This window comes from Xanthomonas cannabis pv. cannabis (genome assembly GCF_000802365.1).
GTDB lineage: Bacteria > Pseudomonadota > Gammaproteobacteria > Xanthomonadales > Xanthomonadaceae > Xanthomonas > Xanthomonas cannabis.
This window is the reverse complement of record NZ_JSZE01000019.1, coordinates 1-23,209: the sequence shown is the minus strand read 5'-3', so window position 1 is coordinate 23,209 and position 23,209 is coordinate 1. Positions and strand designations below refer to the sequence as shown.

Sequence of the window (23,209 nt, the reverse complement as noted above, 5' to 3'; positions counted from 1 at the left end):
GAAAGTTTTCACTACTTTGGTGAAGCGGGGTAACCAGATCGCTACATCACAGGATCGAAAAAAGTCACCGTCAGTGCGTTGACGCGACCACGTTCGCAGCCCTTGCCAGCAGATGCTCCGCTACGCTTCGGGGAGCAAGCCTTGTGCAGATATCGGCCCTGGCTGCTTCGCCCAGCCGCCGCGCCTGTGACGGGTCGTCCGCAAGCCGACGCATGGCAGCTGCGGCAGATGCGATGCGCGGCTCTGCCCAGCGCGCGCCATCCGACTCCGGATATCGGCCCGCAACCGGCACCAGGTCGTAATCTACGAGGCAGGAGTTGCTGTCCGTCATGAACTCCATATTGCCCGACCAGCCCGTTGCAATGACCGGCTTGCCGAGTGACATGCACTCGGCAAGCCCCAACCCGAAGCCTTCGGCCCGATGCAGCGATACGTACACGTCACAGCATCGCTGCAGTGCGCGCACATGCATCCTGTCGATCACCTCGTCCCGCAGCAGGATCCGCTTGTCTGCCGCGACCAGGCTCAGGAGTTCTGCCATCTGTTCGGGGTACATATGCCCATTGCTTGACTTCACGACCAGACGCACGTCGTTGCGGCCTTCGGGAAACGCATGCCTGAATGCACTGACCACAGCCTGTGGATTTTTCCTGGCCACGAAAGAGTGGAAATCAAAAGTGAAAAGAAAAACGAAGGTTTCCGGATCCAGCCCGAAGTCCTGTCGCTGCAAGCCGCTATCACGCTGGTCAGAGAGCGGCAGCGGGAGTCGCATGATCGGTTTGCCGGTCACGCTGCGGAATGCATCCTCTATGAAACGTGAGGCCACCATGATCTCGTCCACCAGTGCAATGGCACTCAGCCAACTTGGCGGAATCACTTCAAGTTCCCAGAACCAGCATGCAATGACGTAATGTCCTTCCATGCGGGCCCGGCCGATCTTCTCGAACGCGGCGTCGAGGTAGTCGGGATTAACGAAGACGACGGTGACCTGGTGCGGCATGCGCTGGTCGATGAGACCATCCAGGCTCCGGTCGTCCCAGGAGTGCGGAAGCCCCATGTCCAGGTCATACAACGACACGGGCACGCCAGCGCTGATCAGCGCACGCGCATACATCCTTGCACTCTCCGCCAGCCCGAATTCGCCACGGAGATAGCCAACAATGTTGATTCCCACCGATGGAATCTCGGTGACGGAGAAATCAGCGTTCATCGGCAAGGGAGCGTCAGCGCCTTTTGAGTCCAGCTTCCAGGCATCCGTGCGCTGGAACCGCGTTTGAACCAAAGAGCGGGCGGATAGTGTGGAAGAAACGCGGTCACGCCAATTCTGCGGAAAAACGCGATAGATCCGCTGCAACCAGGACTGTTGGCGTACCCACGACTGCAGGCGAAGGCCGGCCAGCCCGCTCCGCCAGTAAGCGAAGAAGTCCTTTCGTTGCGGCGACGCAGTCATGGAGAACGGAATGCCTCGAGGGCCCGCTCCAGATCACTCCGCAAATCCCCCACATCCTCAACCCCCACGCTCAGCCTTACCAGTGCATCGCTGATACCAAGCTGGTCACGGCGGGCCACGGGGATGGAGGCGTGGGTCATGACGGCGGGATGGTTGACCAAGCTTTCCACGCCGCCCAGCGATTCGGCCAGGGTGAACAGTTCGGTCTTCTCGCAAAAACGCTTGGCCGCGTCGAAGCCGCCCTTGAGGACGATCGAGACGATGCCGCCGAAGCCGGACATCTGGCGCTGGGCCAGTGCGTGCTGCGGGTGCGAAGGCAGGCCGGGGTAGATCACCTTCTCGATCGCGGGATGCGTCTCCAGCCACTGCGCCAGCGCCAGAGCGTTTTCGCAATGGGCGCGCATGCGCAGCGGCAACGTCTTCAATCCGCGTAACGCGAGGAAGCTGTCGAACGGGCCCTGGACGCCGCCGATGGAGTTCTGCAGGAAGGCCATCTGCTCGGCAAGTTCGGTGTTGTCGCCGACCACGGCGATGCCGCCGACCATGTCCGAGTGACCGTTGAGGTACTTGGTGGCCGAGTGCACGACGATGTCGGCGCCCAGGCTGAGCGGGCGTTGCAGCATCGGCGAGGCGAAGGTGTTGTCGACCACGATCACCAGGCCGTGCTTGCGCGCGATCGCGGCAATGGCGGCGATGTCGACCAGCTTGAGCATCGGGTTGGTCGGGGTTTCGATCCACACCATCTTGGTGTCGGGGCGGATCGCGGCTTCGAATGCGGCTGCGTCGGTCAGATCGACGAAGCTGAAATCCAGGCCGGCGGTGCGGCGGCGCACGCGCTCGAACAGGCGGAAGGTGCCGCCGTACAGGTCGTCCATCGCCACCACGTGGCTGCCGGCATCCAGCAGTTCCATCACCGTGGAGGTGGCGGCCATGCCGGAGGCGAACGCGAATGCACGCGTGCCCCCTTCCAGCGATGCAACACAGCGCTCATAGGCAAAGCGCGTGGGGTTGTGGGTGCGCGAGTACTCGAAACCCTGATGCTCGCCCGGGCTGGACTGCGCATAGGTGGACGTCGCATAGATCGGCGGCATCACCGCCCCGGTACTGGGATCCGGCGACTGCCCTCCATGGATCGCCAGCGTCGCGAGCGACAGTGCGCGCTCGCCATCATGGCTATTGGTGGTGCGATTGGACATGGAGGTTCCCGGAAAAAGTGGCGGATTGTAGCAAGCAGGTCTGAATGGCCGGTGCCGCGCGTCTCATCCGGGCGCGCGGCGCTGGCTGATCACTGCATGCGATCACTGCACGCGGCGGCGCAGGTAGTTGAGCAGGTCGATACGGGTGATCAGGCCCAGAAACTGCTTGCCGTCCATGACGATGGCAACCTGCCCGCGGTCGAACACCGGCAGCAGCGCTTCGATCGGCGACGCGACATCCAGGCGATCAAGCTTGCTGACCATGGCGGTGGAAATCGGGTCGCGGAAGCGCGCCTCGTCGCCATATACATGCAGCAGCACGTCGCTCTCGTCGACGATGCCGACCAGCTCGCCGTCGTCGATCACCGGCAACTGCGAGACGTCGTACAGCTTCATGCGCTGGTACGCGGTGGTCAGCAGGTCCTTCGGGCCGACCACGACGGTGTCGCGCTTGTTGTACGGGCGCAGGATCAGGTCGCGCAGGTCGCCGTGCTGCGGGCGCTCCAAAAAGCCGTTGTCCAGCATCCAGTAGTCGTTGTACATCTTCGACAGGTACTTGTTGCCGGTATCGCACACGAACACCAGCACGCGCTTGGGCGTGGTCTGCTCGCGGCAATACTTCAGCGCTGCGGCCAGCAGGGTGCCAGTGGACGAGCCGCCGAGGATGCCCTCCTTGGCCAGCAGCTCGCGCGCGGTGTGGAAGCTCTCCGCGTCGCTGATCGAATAGGCCTTCTTGACGCGCGTGAAGTCGGAGATATCCGGCAGGAAGTCCTCGCCGATGCCTTCGACCAGCCAGCTGCCGGACTTTTCGCTGACCGTGCCTTCTTCGATGTACTGGGTCAGGATCGAGCCGACCGGGTCGGCCAGCACCAGTTCGGTGTGCGGCGAGGCGCTGGCGAACGCGCGCGACAGGCCGGTCATGGTGCCGGAGCTGCCGCAGCCGAACACGATCGCGTCCAGCTGGCCGTCCATCTGCGCCAGGATTTCCGGGCCGGTGCCGAATTCGTGCGCGGCCGGGTTGTCCGGATTGCCGAACTGGTTGATGAAGTAAGCGCCCGGGGTCTCGGCGGCGATCTTGGCGGCCAGGTCCTGGTAATACTCCGGGTGGCCCTTGGCCACGTCCGAGCGGGTCAGCACCACGTTGGCGCCCATGGCCTTGAGATTGAAGATCTTCTCGCGGCTCATCTTGTCCGGCACCACCAGGATCAGCTGGTAGCCCTTCTGCTGCGCCACCAGGGCCAGACCCAGGCCGGTATTGCCGGCGGTGCCTTCCACCAGGGTGGCGCCGGGCTTCAGGTCGCCGCGCTGCTCAGCTGCCTCGATCATCGACAGGCCGATGCGGTCCTTGATCGATCCGCCGGGATTGTTCGCCTCCAGCTTGAGGAACAGCTCGCAGACGCCGGTGTCCAGGCGCTGGGCCTTGACGATCGGCGTGTTGCCAATCAGTTCGAGTACGGAGGAATGAATCGCCATCGGGATATCGTCGCTGCGCCGCGCGGGCTAGACCGGTCATTATCCGACGAACCGGCGGGGAATGCTCATTCAGGCGTGAAGCGATTGCGCGCCCCGATGAACAAGCGTGCCCAACCGCCCTTGGCAACATGCAACGACCGGTGCTGGCCAAATAAAGACGCGGACGGTGGCAAGCCGACGAGGAGGCCGCCACCGCCCGCGACGGTGAACTTGTTCTAGCGGTGGGGAAGGATCAGTGCGTGAGCTGGTCGTACATCCGGGTGAGCTTTTCTTTGGCCTGCAACTTCTCGCGTTTCATCTGGCCCAAGGTCACGTCGTCGATGGGGAGCACCCCAAGTTCGGCATCCATGCATTTCTTGTTCAAGAGCTTGTGGCGTTGGTACAGCTGCTTGAACTCGGGATCGGACTTGATCAATGCGTCGATTTCGGTCTGCGGTTGCCCTTCGAACATGGCGTTGCCTCCTTCACTTAAAACAAGAACGCCCCGGCCGCGGGCGGCACGGGGCGCTGCTTGGGGATGGAAGACCCACGAGTCACGGTGGCAAAGGGGACAACGGCACACGCGCTGGCGAGACCACCTGCTCTTCCACCACGTTGCGTCGCTGCGTGCCCTTGCGTCACTGGCCCGGCCCTCCGTACTTTCCAGGCAGCGGAGTTGCTGCCTGGAAGTACGACCCTACGCCGGTCGCGCAGGGGGTTCAAGGCCGAAAGGGCCGCTCCGCCGCTTCTTGGCGTCAATCAGTGACTGCGGTTCAACCGGGCGTCATGCCGGAGTTAAAAGACCTTAACTTCCAACCACTTGCCATCAGGGCGCGACAACGACCTCGGCCGCCCGCGTCTTGCTGGCGGCACCCTTGGCGCCGGTGACCTGCAACCGCGACGCAGCCACCCCGCCGGCCACCAACGCATCGCGTACCGCCTCGGCACGCTTCTTGGCCGTGGCCGCGTCGTTGTCGAAGCCAACGATGCTGACCCGGCCCTTCTTGCCGATGTTCAGGTATTCGGCCAGGGCCTTGGCCTGCCCGGCCGCATCGCCGGACAACGCCGTCTTGCCACCGAAGGCACCGCTACCCAGGGAAAACACTTCGCCGCGGCTATCGAACTTGGCAGCCGGCAACTTGGCCCCGGCCACCAGTTCGGCCTCCTCGTGCGCCAGCTGCACGGCCTTCTGCTGGGCGGCATTGAGCTTGGCGGTCTGCTTGCCGGCCACGCTAGTGAGGGCCAGCTCGGCATCCTGCCGGGCCAGGGTCTCCTGTTCGGCGGCCTGACGCATGCGCTCGGCCTCTTCGGCCTGGATCTGCGCCTGCACGCGCAGGCGCTCGGCCTCCTGGCGCGCGCGCGAGGCATCGCGGCGGCTGGCTTCGATCAGCAGGTCGTTGCGGGTGCCTTCCAGCCGATCCAGCTCGCGCCGCGCCAATGCGGTGCGGGCGGTGAGCTCGGCAATTTCGACCCGGCGGTCGGCCAGGAACACCAGCTCGTCGCGGTCGCGGCGCTTGGCCTCGGCCAGTGCGGCCACGCTTTGCTGGGCCTGCAGCCGCTCGAAGCGGGCCAAGTCATTGGTCTGCGGGTCGTTCTGCAGCGCCGCCAGGCGCCGGTCGAGCGCGTCGGCCTGCGGGTCGTCCTTGGCCGCCATCGCCAGCGGCGGCAAGCTGGCCAGGCTCAATACACCGATGTAGAGCAGTGGGCGCACTTTCATCGGCCACCTTCCCCGGTGTTGAGGCTGTTCTGCAACTGCGCCACTTCCCGCTTGCGCTGTTCCAGCTGGGCGGTGACCACCGCCTCCTCGCTGCGGGCCTTGGCCAGATCGGCGTCAGCCGCTGCGCGCAAGGCGATCTGCGGCACCTGCTTGCGCTGGCGCTTGTCCAGTTGCGCCTGCTGGGCCTGCATCAATTCCTGGCGGGCCAGGTTGACCAGATCCGGGGCGTATTGGTCGGCATCGGCCTGGGTGGCGCGTTGCACCGCCTGTTCGGCGGCGGTGAGCTCCGGTGCCACCTGGGCGGCGGCCGGAGAGGAAAAAACCATGAAACAGGCGATGCCATACAGGGATCGCCGCAAGTATGCGAAGCTAGCCGTCATTAGGGGAGCCGTAGCGAGAAGTCTCGAGCACGGCCATTGTCGGAAGCCTGCGGCGGACTTGCAACGAGACGCTGCTGTTTGTTGGGGAACCATTGCGCATGGATATCGGCTACTTCCTGAAGCTGATGACCGAAAAGAATGCCTCGGACATGTTCTTGACCACCGGCGCGCCGGTGTACATCAAGATCGAAGGCAAGCTCTACCCGCTCGGCAATACGGGGTTGCCGCCGGGAATGGTCAAGAAAATCGCCTATTCCTTGATGGACGAAGGCCAGGTGCCGCAGTTCGAGCGCGAGCTCGAGCTCAACATGGCCATCGCCCTGCCCGACGCGGGCCGCTTCCGCGTCAACGTGTTCAAGCAGCGCGGCGAAGTGGGCATGGTGATCCGCGCCATCCGCAGCCGCATCCCGAGCATCGAAGAGCTCAACCTGCCGCAGGTGCTCAAGGACGTCATCATGACCCCGCGCGGGCTGGTGCTGGTGGTGGGGTCCACCGGCTCGGGCAAGTCGACCTCGCTGGCCTCGATGATCGACCACCGCAACAGCACCACCACCGGGCACATCCTCACCATCGAGGACCCGATCGAGTATCTGCACAAGCACAAGATGTCGATCGTGAACCAGCGCGAGGTGGGCCTGGACACACACGCCTTCCAGAGCGCGCTGAAGAACGCGATGCGCGAGGCGCCGGACGTGATCCTGATCGGCGAGATCCTGGACGCCGAGACCATGGAGGCGGCCATCGCGTTCGCCGAAACCGGCCACCTGTGCTTGGCAACGCTGCACTCCAACAATGCCGACCAGACCATCGAGCGCATCCTCAATTTCTTCCCCGAGAGCGCGCACAAGAACGTGCTGATGAATCTGGCGCTGAATCTGCGCGCGGTGGTGTCGCTGCGCCTGGTCAAGGGCGTGGACGGACGCCGCCGGCCGGCGACCGAGGTACTGCTCAACACGCCGATGATCCGCGACTTGCTGCGGCGCGGGCAGGTGCACGAGGTCAAGCAGGCGATGGAAGAGTCGCTGGAAGAAGGCATGCAGACCTTCGACCAATGCCTGTTCCGGATGGTCAAGACCGGTGAGATCGAGCAGGAAGAGGCGCTGCGCGCGGCCGATTCACGCGATGGCCTGGCGCTGAAATTCCGCCTGTCGGAAGGGGGCTCGGGCGAGCACGATCCTTACGCGGATTACGAAGCGGCGGCTTCGCCGAAGATCAGTCACGGGTTCATCTGATCAGTCTGGCGGCGATGGCCGGTCATTGCAGCGCTCGGGTTGCCGGCTCCTGAACTGTCAGGGCGGACGCTGCGACGAGCTCCTCGTTCGCGATGCCGATGCGACAGGCGCCCTCATCCGGCGCTGCGCGCCACCTTCTCCCGCATGCGGGAGAAGGGACAACAGTGAGGTGCCTTGGCGCTGGCGCTTTGAAACGTACGGTTTTGCGTCGCAACTTCATCCAGCATCGCAACGGCCCGGTTCGAATCAGACGCCCGGCCTGCCCTTCTCCCGTGCCGCGGGAGAAGGGACACCAGTGAGCGTGCGGTGCCTTGGGGCTTGCGCTTTGAACCGTACAGCTTTGCGTCGCAACATCAACCAGCATCGCAACGGCCCGGATCTGGCCAGACGCCCGGCTTTCCCTTCTCCCGTCCCACGGGAGAAGGTGCCCGAAGGGCGGATGAGGGCCTCGATGCGCAGCCCTCACGCCACCGCATCCACCTGCATCTCCGGTCGTGCCGCGTCGAAGGCCGGTAACGCCAGGCAGGCCTGTTCGATGCGCTGCAGGGTGGGATACGGGCCCAGATCGACCTCGAACCGGTGCGCGTTGTAGAGCTGCGGGATCAATACCCCATCGGCCAGGCCTGGCACATCGCCATGACAGAAGCGGCCAGTGAGCGGGTCGCGTGCCAGCTGCTGTTCCAGTGCGGCAAAGCCGCGCTCCATCCAGTGCCGCGTCCAGTGCTGGCGCTGCGCTGCATCCAGCGCGAACTCGCGCTCCAGCAACTGCATGACGCGCAGGTTGTTGAGCGGATGCACATCGCAGGCAATGACCTGCGCCAGCGCACGCACGCGGGCGCGCTCGGCAGGCGCTGCCGGGAGCAGACGAGGCGTCTCGGGGAAGGCATCTTCCAGATACTCCAGGATCGCCAGCGATTGCGCGATCACCAACGGGCCATGCCGCAGGGTGGGTACCAGTTCCTGCGGATTGAGCTGCGCATAGGCCGGCGCATGCTGTTCGCCACCGCCGCGCACCAGATGCACCGGATGCGCACGATAGTCCAACGCCTTCAGGTGCAGACCGATGCGCACGCGATAGGCAGCACTGGAGCGCCAGTACGAAAACAGCTCCAGCGGCATGCTCATGCGCGGCAGCCGGTGGCGACATCACGCGACGCGGCAACGCAGCTCACGGCAGCGGCTGCCGTTCGACGCGCTGCTCGATCGCCCCGAAGATGCTGGCGCCGTCGGCCGCGAACATCTCGATCCGCACCACGTCGCCGAAGGCCATGAACGGCGTGCTGGGCTTGCCGTCGCGCAGGGTCTCGACCACGCGCTGTTCGGCAAAACACGAGGCACCCAGGCTGGTGTCCTGGTTGGCAATCGTGCCCGAGCCGACGATCGTGCCGGCCGACAATGGGCGGGTCTTGGCGGCATGGGCGATCAGCTGGGCGAAGTCGAACTGCATGTCGTTGCCGGCTTCCGGCGCACCGAACCAGGTGCCGTTGACGTGGGTCACCAACGGCAGATGCACCTTGCTGTCGCGCCAGGCATCGCCCAGCTCGTCCGGGGTCACGAAGACCGGCGACAGCGCCGAGCGCGGCTTGGATTGCACAAAACCGAAGCCCTTGGCGAGCTCGGCCGGGATCAGGTTGCGCAGCGAGACATCGTTGACCAGGCCGACCAACTGTATGTGCCCAGCTGCCTGCTCGGACGAAGCGCCCATCGGCACGTCATCGGTGATGACCACCAGCTCGGCTTCCAGGTCGATGCCGTGCTCTTCGCTGATCACCTTGATGGCATCGCGCGGGCCGTAGAAGCCGGCGCTGGTGGCCTGGTACATCAACGGGTCGGTGTAGAAGCTCTCCGGCACCTCGGCGTTGCGCGCGCGGCGTACGCGCTCCACGTGTGGCAGGTAGGCACTGCCGTCGACGAACTCGTAGGCGCGCGGCAGCGGCGCGGCCAGGGCCTGCATATCCAGATCGAACACGCCGTCGGCGCTGCCGTCATTGAGCGAGGCCGACAAGGCATTCAGCCGCGGCGCGACATTGCTCCAGTCCTCCAGCGCGCGCTGCAGGGTCGGCGCGATGCCGGTGGCGCGGACTGCCTTGCCAAGGTCGCGGGAGACCACGATCAGGCTGCCGTCGCGGCCGCCTTCCTTCAGGGAACCTAGCTTCATGACCTTCCTGCTGCAGTGACGGATCGGCCGATTGTACGACCTGCCGCGGCATCCGTTACACCTGAAACAACTGAGCCGCAGCACAACCGCACTACGTGAATTTTGTGCAGCGCGCCAAACCCGCGTACACTTGCCGAGTCTGCATGCGGCCGTCCGTTTCCCTTTGGGACCGCCGGCGAGGCCAGGATCGATCGATCCGCTCGCCCGCCCCACCCGACGCCTTTCGTGGTGCCGACAAACCCATCGCTCTTTGATCGGGTTGTTCCACCATCTCGCAGCGCGGTTCACGGGAACGCTCCGAGCCTCACCTTTTTGCATCTGCAATGCGTCTGCGCTCCGGGCTGTGCCTGGCGGCGACGCTTTACTTGGAGCTTCCTGATGTCTTTTGAATCCCTGGGCCTTGCGCCCTTCCTGCTGCGCGCGTTGGCCGAGCAGGGCTATGAAACCCCTACCCCGATCCAGCAGCAGGCGATCCCGCTGGTGCTGGAAGGCCACGACCTGCTGGCCGGCGCACAGACCGGCACCGGCAAGACCGCCGCGTTCGGCCTGCCGCTGCTGCAGCACCTGGGCACCTCGCCGCAGCCGGTCAACGGCCCGCGCAAGCCGCGCGCGCTGATCCTGACCCCCACCCGCGAGCTGGCCACCCAGGTGCATGACAGCCTGCGCGGCTATAGCAAGTACCTGCGCATTCCCAGCGCGGTGATCTACGGCGGCGTGGGCATGGGCAACCAGCTCGACGCGCTGCGCCGTGGCGTGGACCTGCTGATCGCCTGCCCGGGCCGCCTGATCGACCATATCGAGCGTCGCAGCGTGGACCTGTCCGGCATCGAAGTGCTGATCCTGGACGAAGCCGACCGCATGCTCGACATGGGCTTTTTGCCGTCGATCAAGCGCATCCTGACCAAGCTGCCGCGCCAGAACCGCCAGACCCTGCTGTTCTCGGCCACCTTCGAAGAGAACATCAAGCAGCTGGCGCTGGAGTTCATGCGCAACCCGATGCAGATCCAGGTCACCCCGAGCAACACCGTGGCCGAGAGCATCACCCACCGCGTACACCCGGTCGATGGCGCGCGCAAGCGTGACCTGCTGCTGCACCTGCTGGCGCAGGACAGCCGCGAGCAGACCCTGGTGTTCGCGCGCACCAAGCATGGCAGCGACAAGCTGGCGCTGTTCCTGGAGAAGTCCGGCATCAAGACCGCGGCGATCCACGGCAACAAGAGCCAGGGCCAGCGCATGCGTGCACTGAGCGACTTCAAGGCCGGCCGCGTCACCGTACTGGTGGCCACCGACATCGCCGCGCGCGGTATCGATATCGACCAGCTGCCGAAGGTCATCAACTACGACCTGCCGATGGTGGCCGAGGACTACGTGCACCGCATCGGCCGCACCGGCCGTAACGGCTCCACCGGCGAGGCGATTTCGCTGGTGGCGCAGGACGAAGCCAAGCTGCTGCGCCAGATCGTGCGCATGCTGGGCCGCGATGTCGAAATCCGCGACGTGCCGGGCTACGAGCCGCAGACCCCGATCCGCTGGGGCAACAGCGCGCCGGGCCGTGCCGAACAGCCGGGCGGCGACCGCGCACCACGCAAGAGCCACGCGCGTCGTCCGCATGGCGATGCCCCGCGCCAGGCGCACGCGCATGCCGGCCCGAAGAAGCCGGGTGGCCAGCGCAGCAGCGGGCCGCGTCAGGCCAATGCCGGTGCGGGCGCCGGCCGTCGCGATGGTGGCCGTGGCGGCCAGCGTCCGAGCGGCACCCGCTGATTCCTGCGCGCCAGTGTGACCGACGCTTAGGTTGGCGTTGAATTGAAAAAGCCGCCCTTTCCGGGCGGCTTTTTTGTGGGCGCGGTGCAGAGGATGCGCTGTAGCGAACCGGCTGCGCGCAACAGGCATCAGGCAAGACCGGCAGCTGCGGCGGCATCGCTGAGGCCGCGTACTGCCAGTTTTGCCGTGCAGCGCTCTGCTAGCCCTCGATCAACGCGGTATTGCGATCGATGGCCTCGCGATACCGATCCAGCACCGCTGCGGTCTGCACGATGTAGTTGCGCAGATCGTCCCAGCGCCGGTCTTCCAGCGCTTCGCGGATACCTGGCAAGGTCTTGACCTCGTAGCCGGTGGCCAGGCCCGGTGCGTAGATCAGGTTGCGGTACCACGGCCGGCCCGGCAAACCGCCCGCGACCAGCAGCGTTTGATCGATGCCTTGCAGCGAGCCATTGAGCTTGCCGCGCACGTTCGCCTCCAGGTTGCCACCACGCGCGGCCAGTGCAGCGTCGTAGCGCTTGGCGCTGGTCTGCAGCCGTAGCCAGGGTCTTACCCGGCACGGGTGTCGCCTCGTCGGCGTGTGCAAGGGGAATCACGGCAAGAGACAGCAGGTAAGGCGTAGGGCGCTTCACGCACGGCATCCATGAACAGGGGGCTGTGCAGTGAGCCATGTGCGTTTTACTAACAAAAATTACATATCTGCATACGGATATGCGCTGCGGTGACGCATACAGACACACGGGCGCGCTGGCCAGCGCGTCGAACCTCGACGCTGCGCTGCATGTGGGGAGTGCAACCAGGCGATCGCCGATTTGGCACCGTGACGCGGCCATATCGCTGCGCGTTGCGCTGGCCGTCGGCTGCAGACGGCCCGGCGCACTTACAATGCCGCGCATGGATATCTTCAAAGTCTTTACGCTCGAGGCCGCGCACCGTCTTCCCAATGTGCCGCCTGGGCACAAATGCGCCCGCCTACACGGGCATTCGTTTCGGGTCGAACTGCACGTCAGCGGCGAACCCGGTGCCGAGACCGGCTGGATCATGGACTTCGGCGACATCAAGGCCGCCTTCCAGCCGATCTACGACCGGCTTGACCACCATTACCTCAACGACATTGAAGGGCTGGAAAACCCCACCAGCGAGCGGCTGGCGATCTGGATCTGGCAGCAGCTCAAGCCGGCGCTGCCGCAGCTGAGCGAGATTGTGGTGCATGAGACCTGTACGTCCGGCTGCCGCTATCGCGGCTAATTAGTTCGCGCAGTCCCGTGTCTAGAGCCGCCGATTGGGCGGCTTCTGTCGTTTCGGATCTTCTCTAACCATTTGATCTAGAAGCGCTTCTGCAGAGAGTTGGCAAATCTTCAGTAAACGTGTTGCATCGCAACAATATCGGCGTATGCTGCAACGCAACAAACGGTCACACGCTTCCCCAAGGGGTTCGCAATGTCGGCGCAGTTCGAAAACAGCTTCACCAGTCAGTTCGCCTCTGCCGCAGCACGTGCCAACCAGTTGGCATTGGACACGCTGGAACAGAACGTTAACGCGACCACCAGCTTCTTCGGTGAGTTTGCGCAGGCACGCGACCTGGGCGCCTACCAGACGCTCTGGCCGAAAGGACTGCAACTGGCCCGCGACAACCTGGAACGCCTGGCTTCGGTCAATCAGGAAGTGGTGGGAATGGGGTTGAAGATGTCCAGCGAGCTTGGGCAATTCGCCAAGCAGCAGTTCGACACCGGCAGCGAGCAAGCCGGCGCAGCAGGCAAGACCCGGCGCAAGTAACCGCCAATAAAATTCAGCGTCTTTGCATGGGTCCCTCCCCCCGTGCAATCCGGCCCGACAGATCCCTCCCTCTGTCGGGCTTTTTTATTGTCCGATCGCTGGGTTTTCGCTGCGCAGGTTTGGCTCGGGGACGCTGCAGGTGCGCAGCTTCTGCGGTGACCCCGCAAGCGTGTTGCTTACAGGAACGCAGTGACCGCGCGAACTGCCGGCGCGTGAAGCGTGCATGCACTATCTGGTCAGCCATAACACGCGCGTTGGGCGCAGACTAACCAGATGCCGACCACGCTGCGTGCCAGCAGGCTCGCGTGCTTGCCGGGTCTGACCTAAGCCGGCAACTGCAGCCCCTGCGCCTGGCTGGCGGCATCGGCACCCGGCCGCCACGGAATCCGTCCCCAGCACGGCATCGCCAGACGCGCGTGCAGCATGCGGATGTTGTCTTCGGTGCGTTCCATCTGCGGATCCACCTCGTTGGCGATCCAGCCGATGCAGTCCAGGCCGTCGGCGGCGATGGCAGCGGCGGTCAGGCGCGCATGGTTGATGCAGCCCAGCCGCACGCCGACCACCAGCACCACCGGCAGCCGCAACGCGCGCACCAGGTCGGCCTGATCCAGATCGGCGCTAAGCGGCGCGGCCCAGCCACCGACGCCTTCCACCACCACGACGTCGGCCTGCGCGCGCAGTTGCGCAAACGCCTGGGTGATCGGGTCCAGCGACAGCGTCACGCCGACATCGGCTGCCGCCAGTTCCGGTGCCAGCGGTGCGGGCAAGGCGTAGGGGTTGAGCGTGGCGTAGTCCGGCTGCGGGTCGCTGGCGGCCTGCAGGGCCAGCGCGTCCTCGTTGCGCCAGCCCTGCGCGGTGCGCTCGCACCCGCTGGCCACCGGCTTCATGCCCACCGCCGTGCGCCCCCGCGCCCGTAAGGCGTGCAGCAACGCGGTGCTGCCCATGGTCTTGCCGATTCCGGTATCGGTGCCGGTGACATAAAACGCCGGATGCTGCATCGGTCAGGTCCTGCGGCCGCGCCGCCATTGCCGTGAGGGCGCGCAGCATAGCGTGCGCATCCGTACTCGACGCTGAGCCGGCAAGCAGTTGCTGCGGCAGGCGGCGCGCCGGCCACGGGCGCCGGGGGGCGCCGGGGGGCGCCGGGGGGCGCCGCGAAGCGCCGCGTTGCACGGCTGCCCTGCGCTAGCGCGCCATGCCGCCGCAGAGCACCGCTGCTAAACTTCGGCCATGTTCGCCACCTCTTCGCTGACCGGCAGCAAGCCGGAACAATATGCCCAGCTAACCGCCCAGGCCCAGGCCCTGGTGCACGGCGAGCCGGACCGGATCGCCAATGCCGCCAATCTGGCTGCGCTGATCTTCAACTCCCTGCCCTCGCTCAACTGGGCCGGATTTTATTTCTACGACGGCCGCGAACTGGTGGTGGGACCGTTCCAGGGTCTTCCGGCATGCGTGCGCATTCCGCTGGACAAGGGCGTGTGCGGCGCAGCGGCCAGCACCCGGCAGAGCCAGCGCATTGCCGACGTGGATGCGTTTCCCGGGCATATCGCCTGCGACTCGGCATCGCGCTCGGAGCTGGTGATTCCGCTGGTCAAGGGCGATGCGTTAATCGGCGTGCTGGATCTGGACAGCCCGGAGCTGGACCGCTTCGATGCGGACGACCAACGCGGCCTGGAAGCGATTGCGCAGGTCTTTGTGGATGCGCTGACGTGACCACCGAACGGCTGCGCAACATCGGCCCCAAGAGCGCGGCATGGCTGCGCCAGGTCGGGCTGCGCACGCAGCAGGACCTGCAAGCCGTCGGTGCGGTGGGCGCATTCGTGAAGGTACGCCGTGCCGGCTTCAAGCCCAGCCTCAATCTGCTGTATTCGCTGGAAGGTGCGCTGTCCGATTGCCACTGGCAGGACGTGCCGGAAGCGCGGCGCCACGCCCTGCTGGCCGAATACGAAGCGGCCAGCGCGCTGTTGCCGGTGCGCGGCCGCGCGGTTGGCGGACCGGTGGAAACCGTGCATTACGCGCGTGCCGACAATGACGACGCGCATGGCGACATGGGCGAAGCAGGCGCAGATACTGCGGACCTGAGCGAAACGCGCGAGGATTAAGTGCCTACGCCGAGGTGTCACCGCAGCATGCGTGGGCGCCAACACTGCGATCCGCAGCAGCGTGCTTGTCGAGCGGGTTATCCTCGAACGCCTGCTTGATGGAAGGTCATCGATGCGTCGCTACATCCTGCAACGTTGGCGCGAGCGATGCGCCTAACGTCTGGCCATGGCTGAGGCCTGGCAGCGGTTGATAGTCGGCGGTGAGGCCAGGTAACGACGACAGCAACGTGACGAGGCGCTGTGCGGCCTGTGGATCTGCACGCGGCCGCACCGGACGATCCGGTTTTGCATTGTTCGCTGGTGATGCGCCCTCACCTGCCATCAGCGTCAGCCGACGCCTGGATGGCTGCGTGCCTGCCGAACCCTCCCGTGCATGGGCGACCACACGCCGTGCCTGCTGCATGACAAGTCCATCGCCCCACCACAGCGATGGATCGACCGCGACGTAGTGCTGGAACAACTGCGGCTGCGTCAGCAACACCTGCAGCACGAACAGCCCGCCATACGAATGGCCCCACAGGGTCTGCCGCTGACGATCCACCGCCACACGCGCTTGCACCTGTGGGCGAATGCGTGTTGCGATTAGCTGCGTGAATGCTGCCGCGCCGCCGGTCCTGCGCTGCGGATTCAGCGGATCGGTTTCCACCCGCCCGTCGCCGTAGCGCGCAGGCGTGTAGTCCAGGCTGCGCCCCATCGCATCGATGCGCAACGCGCTGTCGTCGGCGATGAACACCAGCACCGGCGCATCGCCGTGGGTGGACAGGCTGTCGAGCAGGCGTTCATCCAGTTCCATCAATGCCGCATTGCCATCCAGCAGATACACCACCGGATATCCCGCGGCCGGCGGCGCCGCTTTGGGGGTGGCAATGCGCACGCGGTAGTGGCGTTGGCCATCGGCCGAATCCAGGCGCAATGCGCTGAAGACATACGAGGCACTGGGACGATCGGCAACTGTGCTGCCGATCGTGCGGCTCAGGTCCGGCTGTGCGAATGCCGGCACCGTGCCGACGATCCACATCAGCACACCGGCACACGCAGGCCGCCAGGAATCATGTCGCGTCACTGCATGCTCTCCTTGTCCTGCGCCCACGTTCGCGCGCGGTGCTAAATTGCTGTTAGAAACCAAAACTCAGGCTCGCCCAATACGCGCGACCGGGCTCGTTGTAGGTGGCTGCACCCGCTGCACCGCCGGTGTTATTGGTGCCTTCGCGGAACAGGCGGGTGTCGAACAGATTGTCCACACCGATGCCCACGCTGACCTTACGGGTGATGCGGTAACGTGCACTGACGCCCCATAGATCGTAGGGGTCGCGCGCGTCGGGGGCGATGGCGCCACCGCTGGTGCTCGATTGCGTGGCCGACTCCTGCTTGCCGTAGAAGGTGCCGGTAAGCAGCAACGACAAGGCCTGGGTCGGTTGCCAATCGAGCGTGGTGTTGACCGTGTATTCCGGGATCACCGATAGCGGCTGATCAGTTGCGGTGTTCTTGTTCTCGATCATGTAGGTGACATTGGTATTCCACTTCAACACGCGGCCCTGCTCGCCCAGCAGCGGCAGGGTGAGATTGCCTTCCACCCCTTGCACGATCGCTTCCGATGCATTGGTCCACTGGAACACCTGCCCGCGTCTGTCGACCGTGACGCCGACCGGCACCATCCCGGCGACGATCTTGTCGTCGTAGGCATTATGGAAGTACGTCAGTGAGGCATGGTGACCGGTCTGTGGGGCCCACTCGATACCGACTTCCTTGTTGATGCTGGTCTCCGGATCGAGATCGTCGTTGCCCTGGATATAGCAGCCCGAGCCAAGATTGGGGAACAGCACCGGACAGCCATTGCCGCGCGTGTAATACAGATAATTGGCGTTGGACTGATACAGGTTGGGCGCCTTGAAGGCGCGCGCGATGCCGCCCTTGAGCAACCAGTCTTCGCTGAGCTTGTACTGCACGTTGAGGCTGGGGCTGAGGTTGTTGCCGAACTGGCTGTGGTGATCCAGCCGCACACCCGGCGTCAGCGTCAGCCGCTCGCTGGCGTAGATGTTGTCTTCCAGATACACCGCGCTGAGCGTGGCCTCGCTGCGCGGGCTGCGCGTCCCGTTGGGAAGGCCGGGGAAACCACCGCCGGCACTCACCGTCTGCGACGTCGAATACGCATCGCTGAGGCGGCTCTGGCGGCGCTCGAAGCCGAACGTCAGCACCTGCTCGGCCCAGGCCTGCAGGGGCAGATTGAATTCGCCATCGATATTGAGATTGTCGAGCGTGGCGGTGGAGTCCAGCAGGCCCGCGGCAATGGAGCCTTCCGATCCGCCGGCCAGGCCTTCGTTGAGGCGGGTATTGTCGGTGCCTTCGTACGCGGCGGTGAGGCGGGAGGTGCCGAGCGCCCAGGTGCCGCGATGGGTCAGCGAGGCGGTGCGGCGGATCATGGTGTTGGTTTCGCTGCCGAACAGTGCGCCCAGATCGGCACCGGCCAGGCCATCGGCGCTGACCGCGCGATCGCCGGCATACAGATTGCCCTGGCGGCTGAGGCCGGCATCGAGTTCGATCACCTGGCCTTCGCTCGGATCCCAGCGCAGCAGGCCGTTGATGTCCTTGTTACGCACGCCCTCGCGCCCGGCCGGCGGCACCGCCGCAGTACTGCTGGCGAAGCGGCGATTGAGCTCCAGCGAATCCGGATCGGTCTTGTTGAGGTTTCCATACAGGCGGAAGGAGAAGGTATCGGTCAGCGGTCCGCTGAGCTGGAAGCCGGCACGCTGGCCGCCGCCTTCGGCACTGTGCTGCGGCACCAGGCCGAACATGCTCATCGAGCCGCTCAGATCGCCGGTCGGCTTCTTGGTGATGATGTTGACCACGCCGCCGGAGGCACCGGAGCCATACCGTGCCGCGGCCGGGCCACGCAGCACTTCGATGCGCTCCACCGCTTCGGCCGGCACCCAGTTGGTGTCGCCGCGCGTATTACGCTCGCCGCTGCGGCCCATGCGCACCGCATCGCGCGATCCCACCGGTTTGCCATCGACCAGAATCAGCGTGTTTTCCGGGCCCATGCCGCGCAGATCGATCTGGCGGTTGTTGCCGTACTGGCCGGAGGCGCTGTTGCCGGTGAGGTTGACGCCCGGCATGGTGCGCAGCAACTGCGACAGATCGTTGACCGGTGGCCGCCGTTCGATGTCTTCGGCGGTGATCACGGATGACCCCAAGGCCTGGCGTGCAATCTGCGCGGCGGTGACGTGCACGGTGTCCAGCGACCGCGGCTCAGCGGCAACGTCTTCAGCCGATGCGCTGCAAATGCCGCTGCCACAGCAGAGCGCAATAGCCTGGACCAGCTGACGGTGGGACAACACGGGACGACATGCAGACGCAGACATCCATGACCGGCGTGATGCGGACATTCTCAAACCTCTCGACAGGAGATAGACCTCTGGCGACGGCTTGAGGTGATACGGTGGGGGTAATGCGTCAACAGGCGTAACGACGCGCGGGCGCGCCGATGCAGTCAAGCCTGGCCGCGCATTCTACACAGATGCGATTCATTCTCAAAACGAAACGCCATGCGGGCGTGGCCGTGTACGGGCTGCGCAGCGTGGCGCAGCTCATCCACCACCGATGACGCGCGTGGATCGCGGTGGCGGCACCTGGCAGCTGGCCGGGGCGGCGATCACGCGAAAGACCATCACCTAGGGCGACCTACGCCGCCAGCTCCGGCGATGGTCGTCGCTGCACGACGTGGCGGGCGATGCCTGTTCCTGCGCTGGTCCCGCCGAGCAGACTACGTCAACGCCAGCAGTTCCCGCATGTCATCGACAATGGCCACCGCACCGGAGCCCTGCACGTCGAAGCCGCGCAGATAACCGTAACGCACCATGGCCAGCGGCATATTGGCGGCATTCGCCGCTGCCGCGTCAGTGCCCGAATCGCCGACCATCAAACATTGCTGCGGCGTGTACCGGAACTGCGTGGCCAGGTGCAGCAGCGGCGTCGGGTCGGGCTTGCGCTGCGGCAACGAATCGCCACCAAGCACGCTGCTGAAGGACGCGGCGATGCCCAGATGCTCCAGCAGCGGTGCGATGAATCGCGATGGCTTGTTGGTGCATAGCGCCAGCGTCGCCCCGGCATCGCGCAGGCCGTGCAATGCCTGCGCGACACCCGGGTACAGCTGCGGGTCGTGCAGCAGGCATGCTTCGTAATGCCGCATCATCACCGGCATGACCGTGGCCGCATCGTCCGTGCTGCCGGCTTCGCGCAGTGCAGCGGCCAGGAGCGCCTGCACCCCTTCGCCGATCCAGCCGCGGATGGTGGATTCGCTGAACTGCTCCAGCCCCAGCTCCTGCAAGGTGTCATTGAGGGCTTCGGCGATATTGGGCGCGCTGTCCACCAGGGTGCCGTCCAGATCGAAAATCACCAGCGGATACGCAAACATTCGGATGGCCTCGTGCGGGGAACGCGGCAGTGTATGCAGTGCGGGATTCAGGCCGCGTCACCGCGCGAGCGCAGCCGTTTTACCCGTCTACGCGCGCGGCAACGCCGGCGGGCACGCGCTCACGGCGCCTGCGAGACCTCGCCGAACAACTGCCCCTGCACCGCGCCCTCTTCCACATCGCTGAAACCGCTCAGCCCGACACCGACCAGGCGATAGCGCGTGTCGCCGGGCAACTCCACGCGTCGGGTCAGCGCCAGCGCAATCTGCGCCAACGCCTCGAACGAGGCCGGTGGCTGCTCGGGCGTGTGGGAGCGCGTCAAGATACGAAAATTGGAGGTCTTCAATTTCAGCACCACCGTCCGGCCGATGCGTTCGGTGCGGCGCGTGGCCAGCCAGGTTTTTTCGGCCAGGCGCAGGATGTGCGGGTCCAGCGCATCAAGCGCAAGATCTTCGCTGAAGGTGTCTTCCGAAGAGACCGATTGCACTTCCTGGTCCGGCTCCACCGGGCGCTCATCGATGCCCCGCGCGCGGCGATACAGGCTCTGCCCGAAGCTGCCGAAATGCGCCTGCAATTCTTCCAGCGGGCGCAGGCGTAGATCGGCCACGGTGACGATGCCCAACGCCGCCAGCTTGCCGTCCATCACCTTGCCCACGCCGGGAATGCGATTGACCTTGAGCGGCAGCAGGAACGCGTCCACGCGGCTGGGCGCGATCACGAACTGGCCATCGGGCTTGCGCCAGTCCGAGGCGATCTTGGCCAGGAACTTGTTCGGCGCGATGCCGGCCGATGCGGTGAGCTGGGTTTCTTCACGGATCTGGGTGCGGATCAGCTGCGCGATTTCGGTGGCCAGCTGCAGGCCGGTCTTGGCCTGGGTGACATCCAGATAGGCTTCGTCCAGCGACAGCGGTTCGACCAGATCGGTATGCCGATGGAAGATCTCGCGCACCTGCCGCGACACCGCCTTGTAGCGGGCAAAATCCGGCGGCACGAACACCGCATCCGGACACAGGCGCTCGGCGCGCAGGGCCGGCATCGCCGAGCGGATGCCGAAGGTGCGCGCTTCGTATGAGGCCGCGCACACCACCGAGCGCGCGCCGCGCCAGGCCACCACCACCGGCTTGCCGCGCAGGCCTGGGTCGTCACGTTGCTCCACGGATGCGTAGAACGCATCCATGTCCACGTGCACGATCTTGCGCATCAAGCTGGTTTCTCTATTGCAGGTCTGCATCCATGATAAGCCAGCGCCGTCTCATGCCTTGAGCGGCGATCGCGCACGATGTAAGCGGCAAACGGGCGCGACCGGCCATCGAACACCAGCGATCACGCCTGGAAGGCACAGCTGCAGAGCCAACCATGCGCTCCCCAGAGACGGCATGTCGGCATGCTGCCGTTCCACATGCAATCCGGCCCTGATGAACAGCGCAAACGGCTGGAAACAGCACGCATGCGTACGGATAAAACGTTTGATTGAACCGCGCGGGCTCATGCACCCTTGCCGACCTTGCCTCTCGCTCCTTGCAGGACACGTTCGTCATGACTCGTCAAAGTGCGTACTCGCGCGACCAATTGCTTGCCAGCGCGCGTGGAGAATTGTTTGGGCCCGACAGCGGCAGGCTGCCGAACGATCCGATGCTGATGTTCGACCGCATCACCGAGATCAGCGACACCGGCGGTGCACACGGCAAGGGCGTAATTCGCGCCGAATTGGATATCCGCCCGGACCTGTGGTTCTTCGGCTGCCATTTCATCGGTGACCCGGTGATGCCCGGTTGCCTGGGCCTGGATGCGATGTGGCAGCTCACCGGCTTTTTCCTGACCTGGATCGGCGCGCCCGGCCGCGGCCGCGCCCTGGGCTGTGGGGAGGTCAAGTTCACCGGACAGGTGCTGCCCAGCGCCACCCTGGTGAGCTACGAGATCGATGTCAGCCGCGTGATCAACCGCAAGCTGGTGATGGCGCAGACCGATGCACGCATGCTCGTTGACGGGCGTGAGATCTATACCGCCAAGGATCTGCGCGTGGGCATGTTCACTTCAACGGAGAGCTTCTGATGCGCCGTGTTGTCGTTACCGGAATGGGCATCAATTCGTGTCTGGGCAATGATCTGGACACTGTCTCCACTGCACTGCGCCAAAGCCGCTCCGGCATCACCGCACTGCCCGATCATGCCGATGCCGGTTTGCGCAGCCAGGTGGGGGGCGCGGTCACACTGGACCTGGACGCGTTGATCGACCGCAAGCTCAAGCGCTTCATGGGCGATGCCTCGGCGTACGCCTATCTGGCCATGCGCGATGCGATCGCCGATGCCGGCTTGAGTGCCGAACAGGTCAGCGATCTGCGCACCGGCGTGATCGCCGGCTCCGGCGGCGGCTCCAGCCAGTGGCAGGTGGAAACCGCCGATCTGCTGCGCAACCGTGGCGTGCGCAAGGTCGGCCCGTACATGGTGCCGCGCACGATGTGCTCGGCGGTATCGGCCTCGCTGGCCACCGCGTTCAAGATCCGTGGGCTGAGCTATTCGTTGTCAGCCGCGTGTGCGACCTCGGCGCATTGCATCGGTGCGGCAGCGGATCTGATCCGCCATGGCGCGCAGGACGTGATGTTCGCCGGCGCCGGCGAAGAACTGCACTGGACCATGAGCGTGATGTTCGATGCGATGGGTGCGCTGTCCACCGGCTTCAACGATCGCCCGGCGGTGGCATCGCGCCCGTACGACGCGCAGCGCGACGGCTTCGTCATCAGCAGCGGCGGCGGCATGCTGGTGCTGGAAGACTACGACCACGCCATCGCGCGCGGCGCACGCATCCATGCCGAATTGCTGGGCTACGGCGTGACTTCCGATGGCGCGGACATGGTCGCCCCCAGCGGCGAGGGCGCGGTGCGTTGCATGCACATGGCCATGCAGGGGCTGGATCGCCCCATCGATTACCTCAACACGCACGGCACCTCGACACCGCTGGGCGATGTCACCGAACTGGGCGCAGTGCGCGAGGTGTTCGGCGACAACGTGCCGCCGCTGTCCTCGACCAAGGCGTTGTCCGGCCATTCGCTGGGCTCGGCCAGCGTGCACGAAGCGATCTTCAGCCTGCTGATGTTGCGCGATGGGTTCATGGCCGGCTCGGCGCATATCGAAGAACTGGACCCGCGCGCGGAAGGTTTCCCGATCCTGCGGCAAACCCAGAACGCCAGCTTGAACACGGTGATGTCCAACAGCTTCGGCTTTGGCGGCACCAACGGCACGCTGGTGTTCGGCCGGGTGTAACTACGCGGCGCTGGACGCCGCGCGGAATGGGGAATGGGGAATCGGTGTGCCGGGAGATCGCCCTTGCCACTCCCCGATCCCGATTCCCCATTCCCGGTTCAGCCGGCCATGCCGTTATGCCGCAGCAACGCGTCGATCCGGGGCGCGCGGCCACGGAAGGCGCGGAAGTTGTCGGCCGCGCTGCGGCTGCCGCCACGCGACAACACCTCGTGGCGGAAACGGGCGCCGGTCTCGGCTACCTGCTCGGGCGCTTCCTCGAACGCGGCATAGGCATCGGCGCTGAGCACTTCGGCCCATTTGTAGCTGTAGTAACCGGCCGCAT

Annotated in this window: 23 protein-coding genes; 8 read left to right on the top strand and 15 right to left on the bottom strand. The window is 65.2% G+C overall.

Annotated elements, in window-relative coordinates; all coding sequences use genetic code 11:
• Positions 1-70: 70 nt before the first annotated feature.
• The 6 genes from OZ10_RS04900 to OZ10_RS04875 form a co-directional block, all read right to left on the bottom strand.
• Positions 71-1,450 carry a glycosyltransferase family 4 protein gene (locus OZ10_RS04900; RefSeq protein WP_039564054.1) on the bottom strand — a complete coding sequence of 460 codons (1,380 nt, stop codon included), beginning with the start codon at positions 1,448-1,450 and terminating at the stop codon, positions 71-73.
• Positions 1,447-2,646, bottom strand: a complete 1,200-nt coding sequence (locus tag OZ10_RS04895; protein ID WP_039403579.1) for a cystathionine gamma-synthase — start codon at positions 2,644-2,646, stop codon at positions 1,447-1,449. Before OZ10_RS04895 ends, OZ10_RS04900 begins: the two co-directional genes overlap by 4 nt.
• 102 nt (positions 2,647-2,748) lie before the next feature.
• Entirely contained in the window at positions 2,749-4,119 is a 1,371-nt protein-coding gene (locus OZ10_RS04890; protein ID WP_039403582.1) for a pyridoxal-phosphate dependent enzyme, read from the bottom strand.
• A 232-nt stretch (positions 4,120-4,351) separates the two neighbouring features.
• Positions 4,352-4,570, bottom strand: coding sequence for an HP1242/YdcH family protein (locus OZ10_RS04885; RefSeq protein ID WP_005991804.1), 219 nt, complete (start codon positions 4,568-4,570; stop codon positions 4,352-4,354).
• Positions 4,571-4,924: 354 nt separating this feature from the next.
• A complete protein-coding gene (locus OZ10_RS04880; protein WP_039564053.1) occupies positions 4,925-5,815 on the bottom strand; it encodes a membrane protein in 891 nt (296 codons plus the stop codon).
• Positions 5,812-6,195, bottom strand: coding sequence for a DUF4398 domain-containing protein (locus OZ10_RS04875; protein WP_039403594.1), 384 nt, complete (start codon positions 6,193-6,195; stop codon positions 5,812-5,814). Before OZ10_RS04875 ends, OZ10_RS04880 begins: the two co-directional genes overlap by 4 nt.
• A gap of 98 nt (positions 6,196-6,293) precedes the next feature.
• Here OZ10_RS04875 and OZ10_RS04870 point away from each other — a divergent pair, with 98 nt between their 5' ends.
• Positions 6,294-7,427 (top strand): PilT/PilU family type 4a pilus ATPase, encoded by a 1,134-nt coding sequence (locus OZ10_RS04870; RefSeq protein WP_039403605.1) that lies wholly within the window; start codon positions 6,294-6,296, stop codon positions 7,425-7,427.
• A gap of 462 nt (positions 7,428-7,889) precedes the next feature.
• Here OZ10_RS04870 and maiA read toward each other — a convergent pair whose 3' ends face one another.
• Positions 7,890-8,552: a maleylacetoacetate isomerase gene (gene maiA / locus OZ10_RS04865; protein WP_039403609.1), complete on the bottom strand. Its 663-nt coding sequence runs from the start codon at positions 8,550-8,552 to the stop codon at positions 7,890-7,892.
• A 43-nt stretch (positions 8,553-8,595) separates the two neighbouring features.
• Positions 8,596-9,585 carry a fumarylacetoacetate hydrolase family protein gene (locus OZ10_RS04860; protein WP_039403612.1) on the bottom strand — a complete coding sequence of 330 codons (990 nt, stop codon included), beginning with the start codon at positions 9,583-9,585 and terminating at the stop codon, positions 8,596-8,598.
• Between the two features lie 378 nt (positions 9,586-9,963).
• On the opposite strand from OZ10_RS04860, the gene OZ10_RS04855 reads away from it, so the two are divergent.
• Complete coding sequence (locus OZ10_RS04855) at positions 9,964-11,346, top strand: DEAD/DEAH box helicase (protein WP_039403615.1); 1,383 nt, start codon at positions 9,964-9,966, stop codon at positions 11,344-11,346.
• Between the two features lie 199 nt (positions 11,347-11,545).
• Here the strand turns inward: OZ10_RS04855 and OZ10_RS04850 are convergent, their stop codons facing one another.
• On the bottom strand, positions 11,546-11,929 hold the full coding sequence (locus OZ10_RS04850; protein ID WP_228890284.1) for a transferrin receptor-like dimerization domain-containing protein: 384 nt from the start codon (positions 11,927-11,929) through the stop codon (positions 11,546-11,548).
• Positions 11,930-12,237: 308 nt separating this feature from the next.
• Here OZ10_RS04850 and queD point away from each other — a divergent pair, with 308 nt between their 5' ends.
• Together queD and OZ10_RS04840 are read left to right on the top strand one after the other, a co-directional pair.
• Positions 12,238-12,591, top strand: coding sequence for a 6-carboxytetrahydropterin synthase QueD (gene queD, locus OZ10_RS04845; protein WP_008576903.1), 354 nt, complete (start codon positions 12,238-12,240; stop codon positions 12,589-12,591).
• A gap of 192 nt (positions 12,592-12,783) precedes the next feature.
• Complete coding sequence (locus OZ10_RS04840; protein WP_039403625.1) at positions 12,784-13,119, top strand: phasin family protein; 336 nt, start codon at positions 12,784-12,786, stop codon at positions 13,117-13,119.
• Between the two features lie 323 nt (positions 13,120-13,442).
• Here OZ10_RS04840 and bioD read toward each other — a convergent pair whose 3' ends face one another.
• Entirely contained in the window at positions 13,443-14,117 is a 675-nt protein-coding gene (gene bioD, locus OZ10_RS04835) for a dethiobiotin synthase (RefSeq protein WP_039403628.1), read from the bottom strand.
• 229 nt (positions 14,118-14,346) lie between these two features.
• Between bioD and OZ10_RS04830 the strand changes: the two genes are divergently transcribed.
• Together OZ10_RS04830 and OZ10_RS04825 are read left to right on the top strand one after the other, a co-directional pair.
• Entirely contained in the window at positions 14,347-14,829 is a 483-nt protein-coding gene (locus OZ10_RS04830; protein ID WP_039403631.1) for a GAF domain-containing protein, read from the top strand.
• Positions 14,826-15,218 carry a TfoX/Sxy family protein gene (locus OZ10_RS04825; RefSeq protein WP_039403635.1) on the top strand — a complete coding sequence of 131 codons (393 nt, stop codon included), beginning with the start codon at positions 14,826-14,828 and terminating at the stop codon, positions 15,216-15,218. The genes OZ10_RS04830 and OZ10_RS04825 overlap by 4 nt, the downstream gene beginning before the upstream one ends.
• A gap of 106 nt (positions 15,219-15,324) precedes the next feature.
• Here the strand turns inward: OZ10_RS04825 and OZ10_RS04820 are convergent, their stop codons facing one another.
• From OZ10_RS04820 to dinB, 4 genes are all read right to left on the bottom strand, one after another.
• Positions 15,325-16,236, bottom strand: coding sequence for an alpha/beta hydrolase (locus OZ10_RS04820; protein WP_052209968.1), 912 nt, complete (start codon positions 16,234-16,236; stop codon positions 15,325-15,327).
• Positions 16,237-16,333: 97 nt separating this feature from the next.
• Complete coding sequence (locus OZ10_RS04815; protein WP_486684670.1) at positions 16,334-18,550, bottom strand: TonB-dependent siderophore receptor; 2,217 nt, start codon at positions 18,548-18,550, stop codon at positions 16,334-16,336.
• Positions 18,551-18,978: 428 nt separating this feature from the next.
• Positions 18,979-19,629, bottom strand: coding sequence for a phosphoglycolate phosphatase (gene gph, locus OZ10_RS04810; RefSeq protein WP_039403643.1), 651 nt, complete (start codon positions 19,627-19,629; stop codon positions 18,979-18,981).
• Between the two features lie 119 nt (positions 19,630-19,748).
• Positions 19,749-20,828, bottom strand: coding sequence for a DNA polymerase IV (gene dinB / locus OZ10_RS04805; protein ID WP_039403645.1), 1,080 nt, complete (start codon positions 20,826-20,828; stop codon positions 19,749-19,751).
• Positions 20,829-21,163: 335 nt separating this feature from the next.
• Between dinB and fabA the strand changes: the two genes are divergently transcribed.
• Positions 21,164-21,679 (top strand): 3-hydroxyacyl-[acyl-carrier-protein] dehydratase FabA, encoded by a 516-nt coding sequence (fabA, locus tag OZ10_RS04800; RefSeq protein ID WP_039403728.1) that lies wholly within the window; start codon positions 21,164-21,166, stop codon positions 21,677-21,679.
• Positions 21,679-22,887: a beta-ketoacyl-ACP synthase I gene (fabB, locus tag OZ10_RS04795; RefSeq protein WP_039403648.1), complete on the top strand. Its 1,209-nt coding sequence runs from the start codon at positions 21,679-21,681 to the stop codon at positions 22,885-22,887. The genes fabA and fabB overlap by 1 nt, the downstream gene beginning before the upstream one ends.
• 98 nt (positions 22,888-22,985) lie before the next feature.
• Here fabB and OZ10_RS04790 read toward each other — a convergent pair.
• Positions 22,986-23,209, bottom strand: a 224-nt coding sequence (locus OZ10_RS04790) for a M3 family metallopeptidase (protein WP_039564049.1), incomplete at its 5' end; no start/stop codon positions are given.

Excerpts from the sequence above, each read along its gene's own strand:
- OZ10_RS04900 (WP_039564054.1), bottom strand. The coding sequence starts at position 1,450 with ATGACTGCGTCGCCGCAACGAAAGGACTTCTTCGCTTACTGGCGGAGC.
- OZ10_RS04895 (WP_039403579.1), bottom strand. The coding sequence starts at position 2,646 with ATGTCCAATCGCACCACCAATAGCCATGATGGCGAGCGCGCACTGTCG.
- OZ10_RS04890 (WP_039403582.1), bottom strand. The coding sequence starts at position 4,119 with ATGGCGATTCATTCCTCCGTACTCGAACTGATTGGCAACACGCCGATC.
- OZ10_RS04885 (WP_005991804.1), bottom strand. The coding sequence starts at position 4,570 with ATGTTCGAAGGGCAACCGCAGACCGAAATCGACGCATTGATCAAGTCC.
- OZ10_RS04880 (WP_039564053.1), bottom strand. The coding sequence starts at position 5,815 with ATGAAAGTGCGCCCACTGCTCTACATCGGTGTATTGAGCCTGGCCAGC.
- OZ10_RS04875 (WP_039403594.1), bottom strand. The coding sequence starts at position 6,195 with ATGACGGCTAGCTTCGCATACTTGCGGCGATCCCTGTATGGCATCGCC.
- OZ10_RS04870 (WP_039403605.1), top strand. The coding sequence starts at position 6,294 with ATGGATATCGGCTACTTCCTGAAGCTGATGACCGAAAAGAATGCCTCG.
- maiA (WP_039403609.1), bottom strand. The coding sequence starts at position 8,552 with ATGAGCATGCCGCTGGAGCTGTTTTCGTACTGGCGCTCCAGTGCTGCC.
- OZ10_RS04860 (WP_039403612.1), bottom strand. The coding sequence starts at position 9,585 with ATGAAGCTAGGTTCCCTGAAGGAAGGCGGCCGCGACGGCAGCCTGATC.
- OZ10_RS04855 (WP_039403615.1), top strand. The coding sequence starts at position 9,964 with ATGTCTTTTGAATCCCTGGGCCTTGCGCCCTTCCTGCTGCGCGCGTTG.
- queD (WP_008576903.1), top strand. The coding sequence starts at position 12,238 with ATGGATATCTTCAAAGTCTTTACGCTCGAGGCCGCGCACCGTCTTCCC.
- OZ10_RS04840 (WP_039403625.1), top strand. The coding sequence starts at position 12,784 with ATGTCGGCGCAGTTCGAAAACAGCTTCACCAGTCAGTTCGCCTCTGCC.
- bioD (WP_039403628.1), bottom strand. The coding sequence starts at position 14,117 with ATGCAGCATCCGGCGTTTTATGTCACCGGCACCGATACCGGAATCGGC.
- OZ10_RS04830 (WP_039403631.1), top strand. The coding sequence starts at position 14,347 with ATGTTCGCCACCTCTTCGCTGACCGGCAGCAAGCCGGAACAATATGCC.
- OZ10_RS04820 (WP_052209968.1), bottom strand. The coding sequence starts at position 16,236 with ATGTGGATCGTCGGCACGGTGCCGGCATTCGCACAGCCGGACCTGAGC.
- gph (WP_039403643.1), bottom strand. The coding sequence starts at position 19,629 with ATGTTTGCGTATCCGCTGGTGATTTTCGATCTGGACGGCACCCTGGTG.
- dinB (WP_039403645.1), bottom strand. The coding sequence starts at position 20,828 with ATGCGCAAGATCGTGCACGTGGACATGGATGCGTTCTACGCATCCGTG.
- fabA (WP_039403728.1), top strand. The coding sequence starts at position 21,164 with ATGACTCGTCAAAGTGCGTACTCGCGCGACCAATTGCTTGCCAGCGCG.
- fabB (WP_039403648.1), top strand. The coding sequence starts at position 21,679 with ATGCGCCGTGTTGTCGTTACCGGAATGGGCATCAATTCGTGTCTGGGC.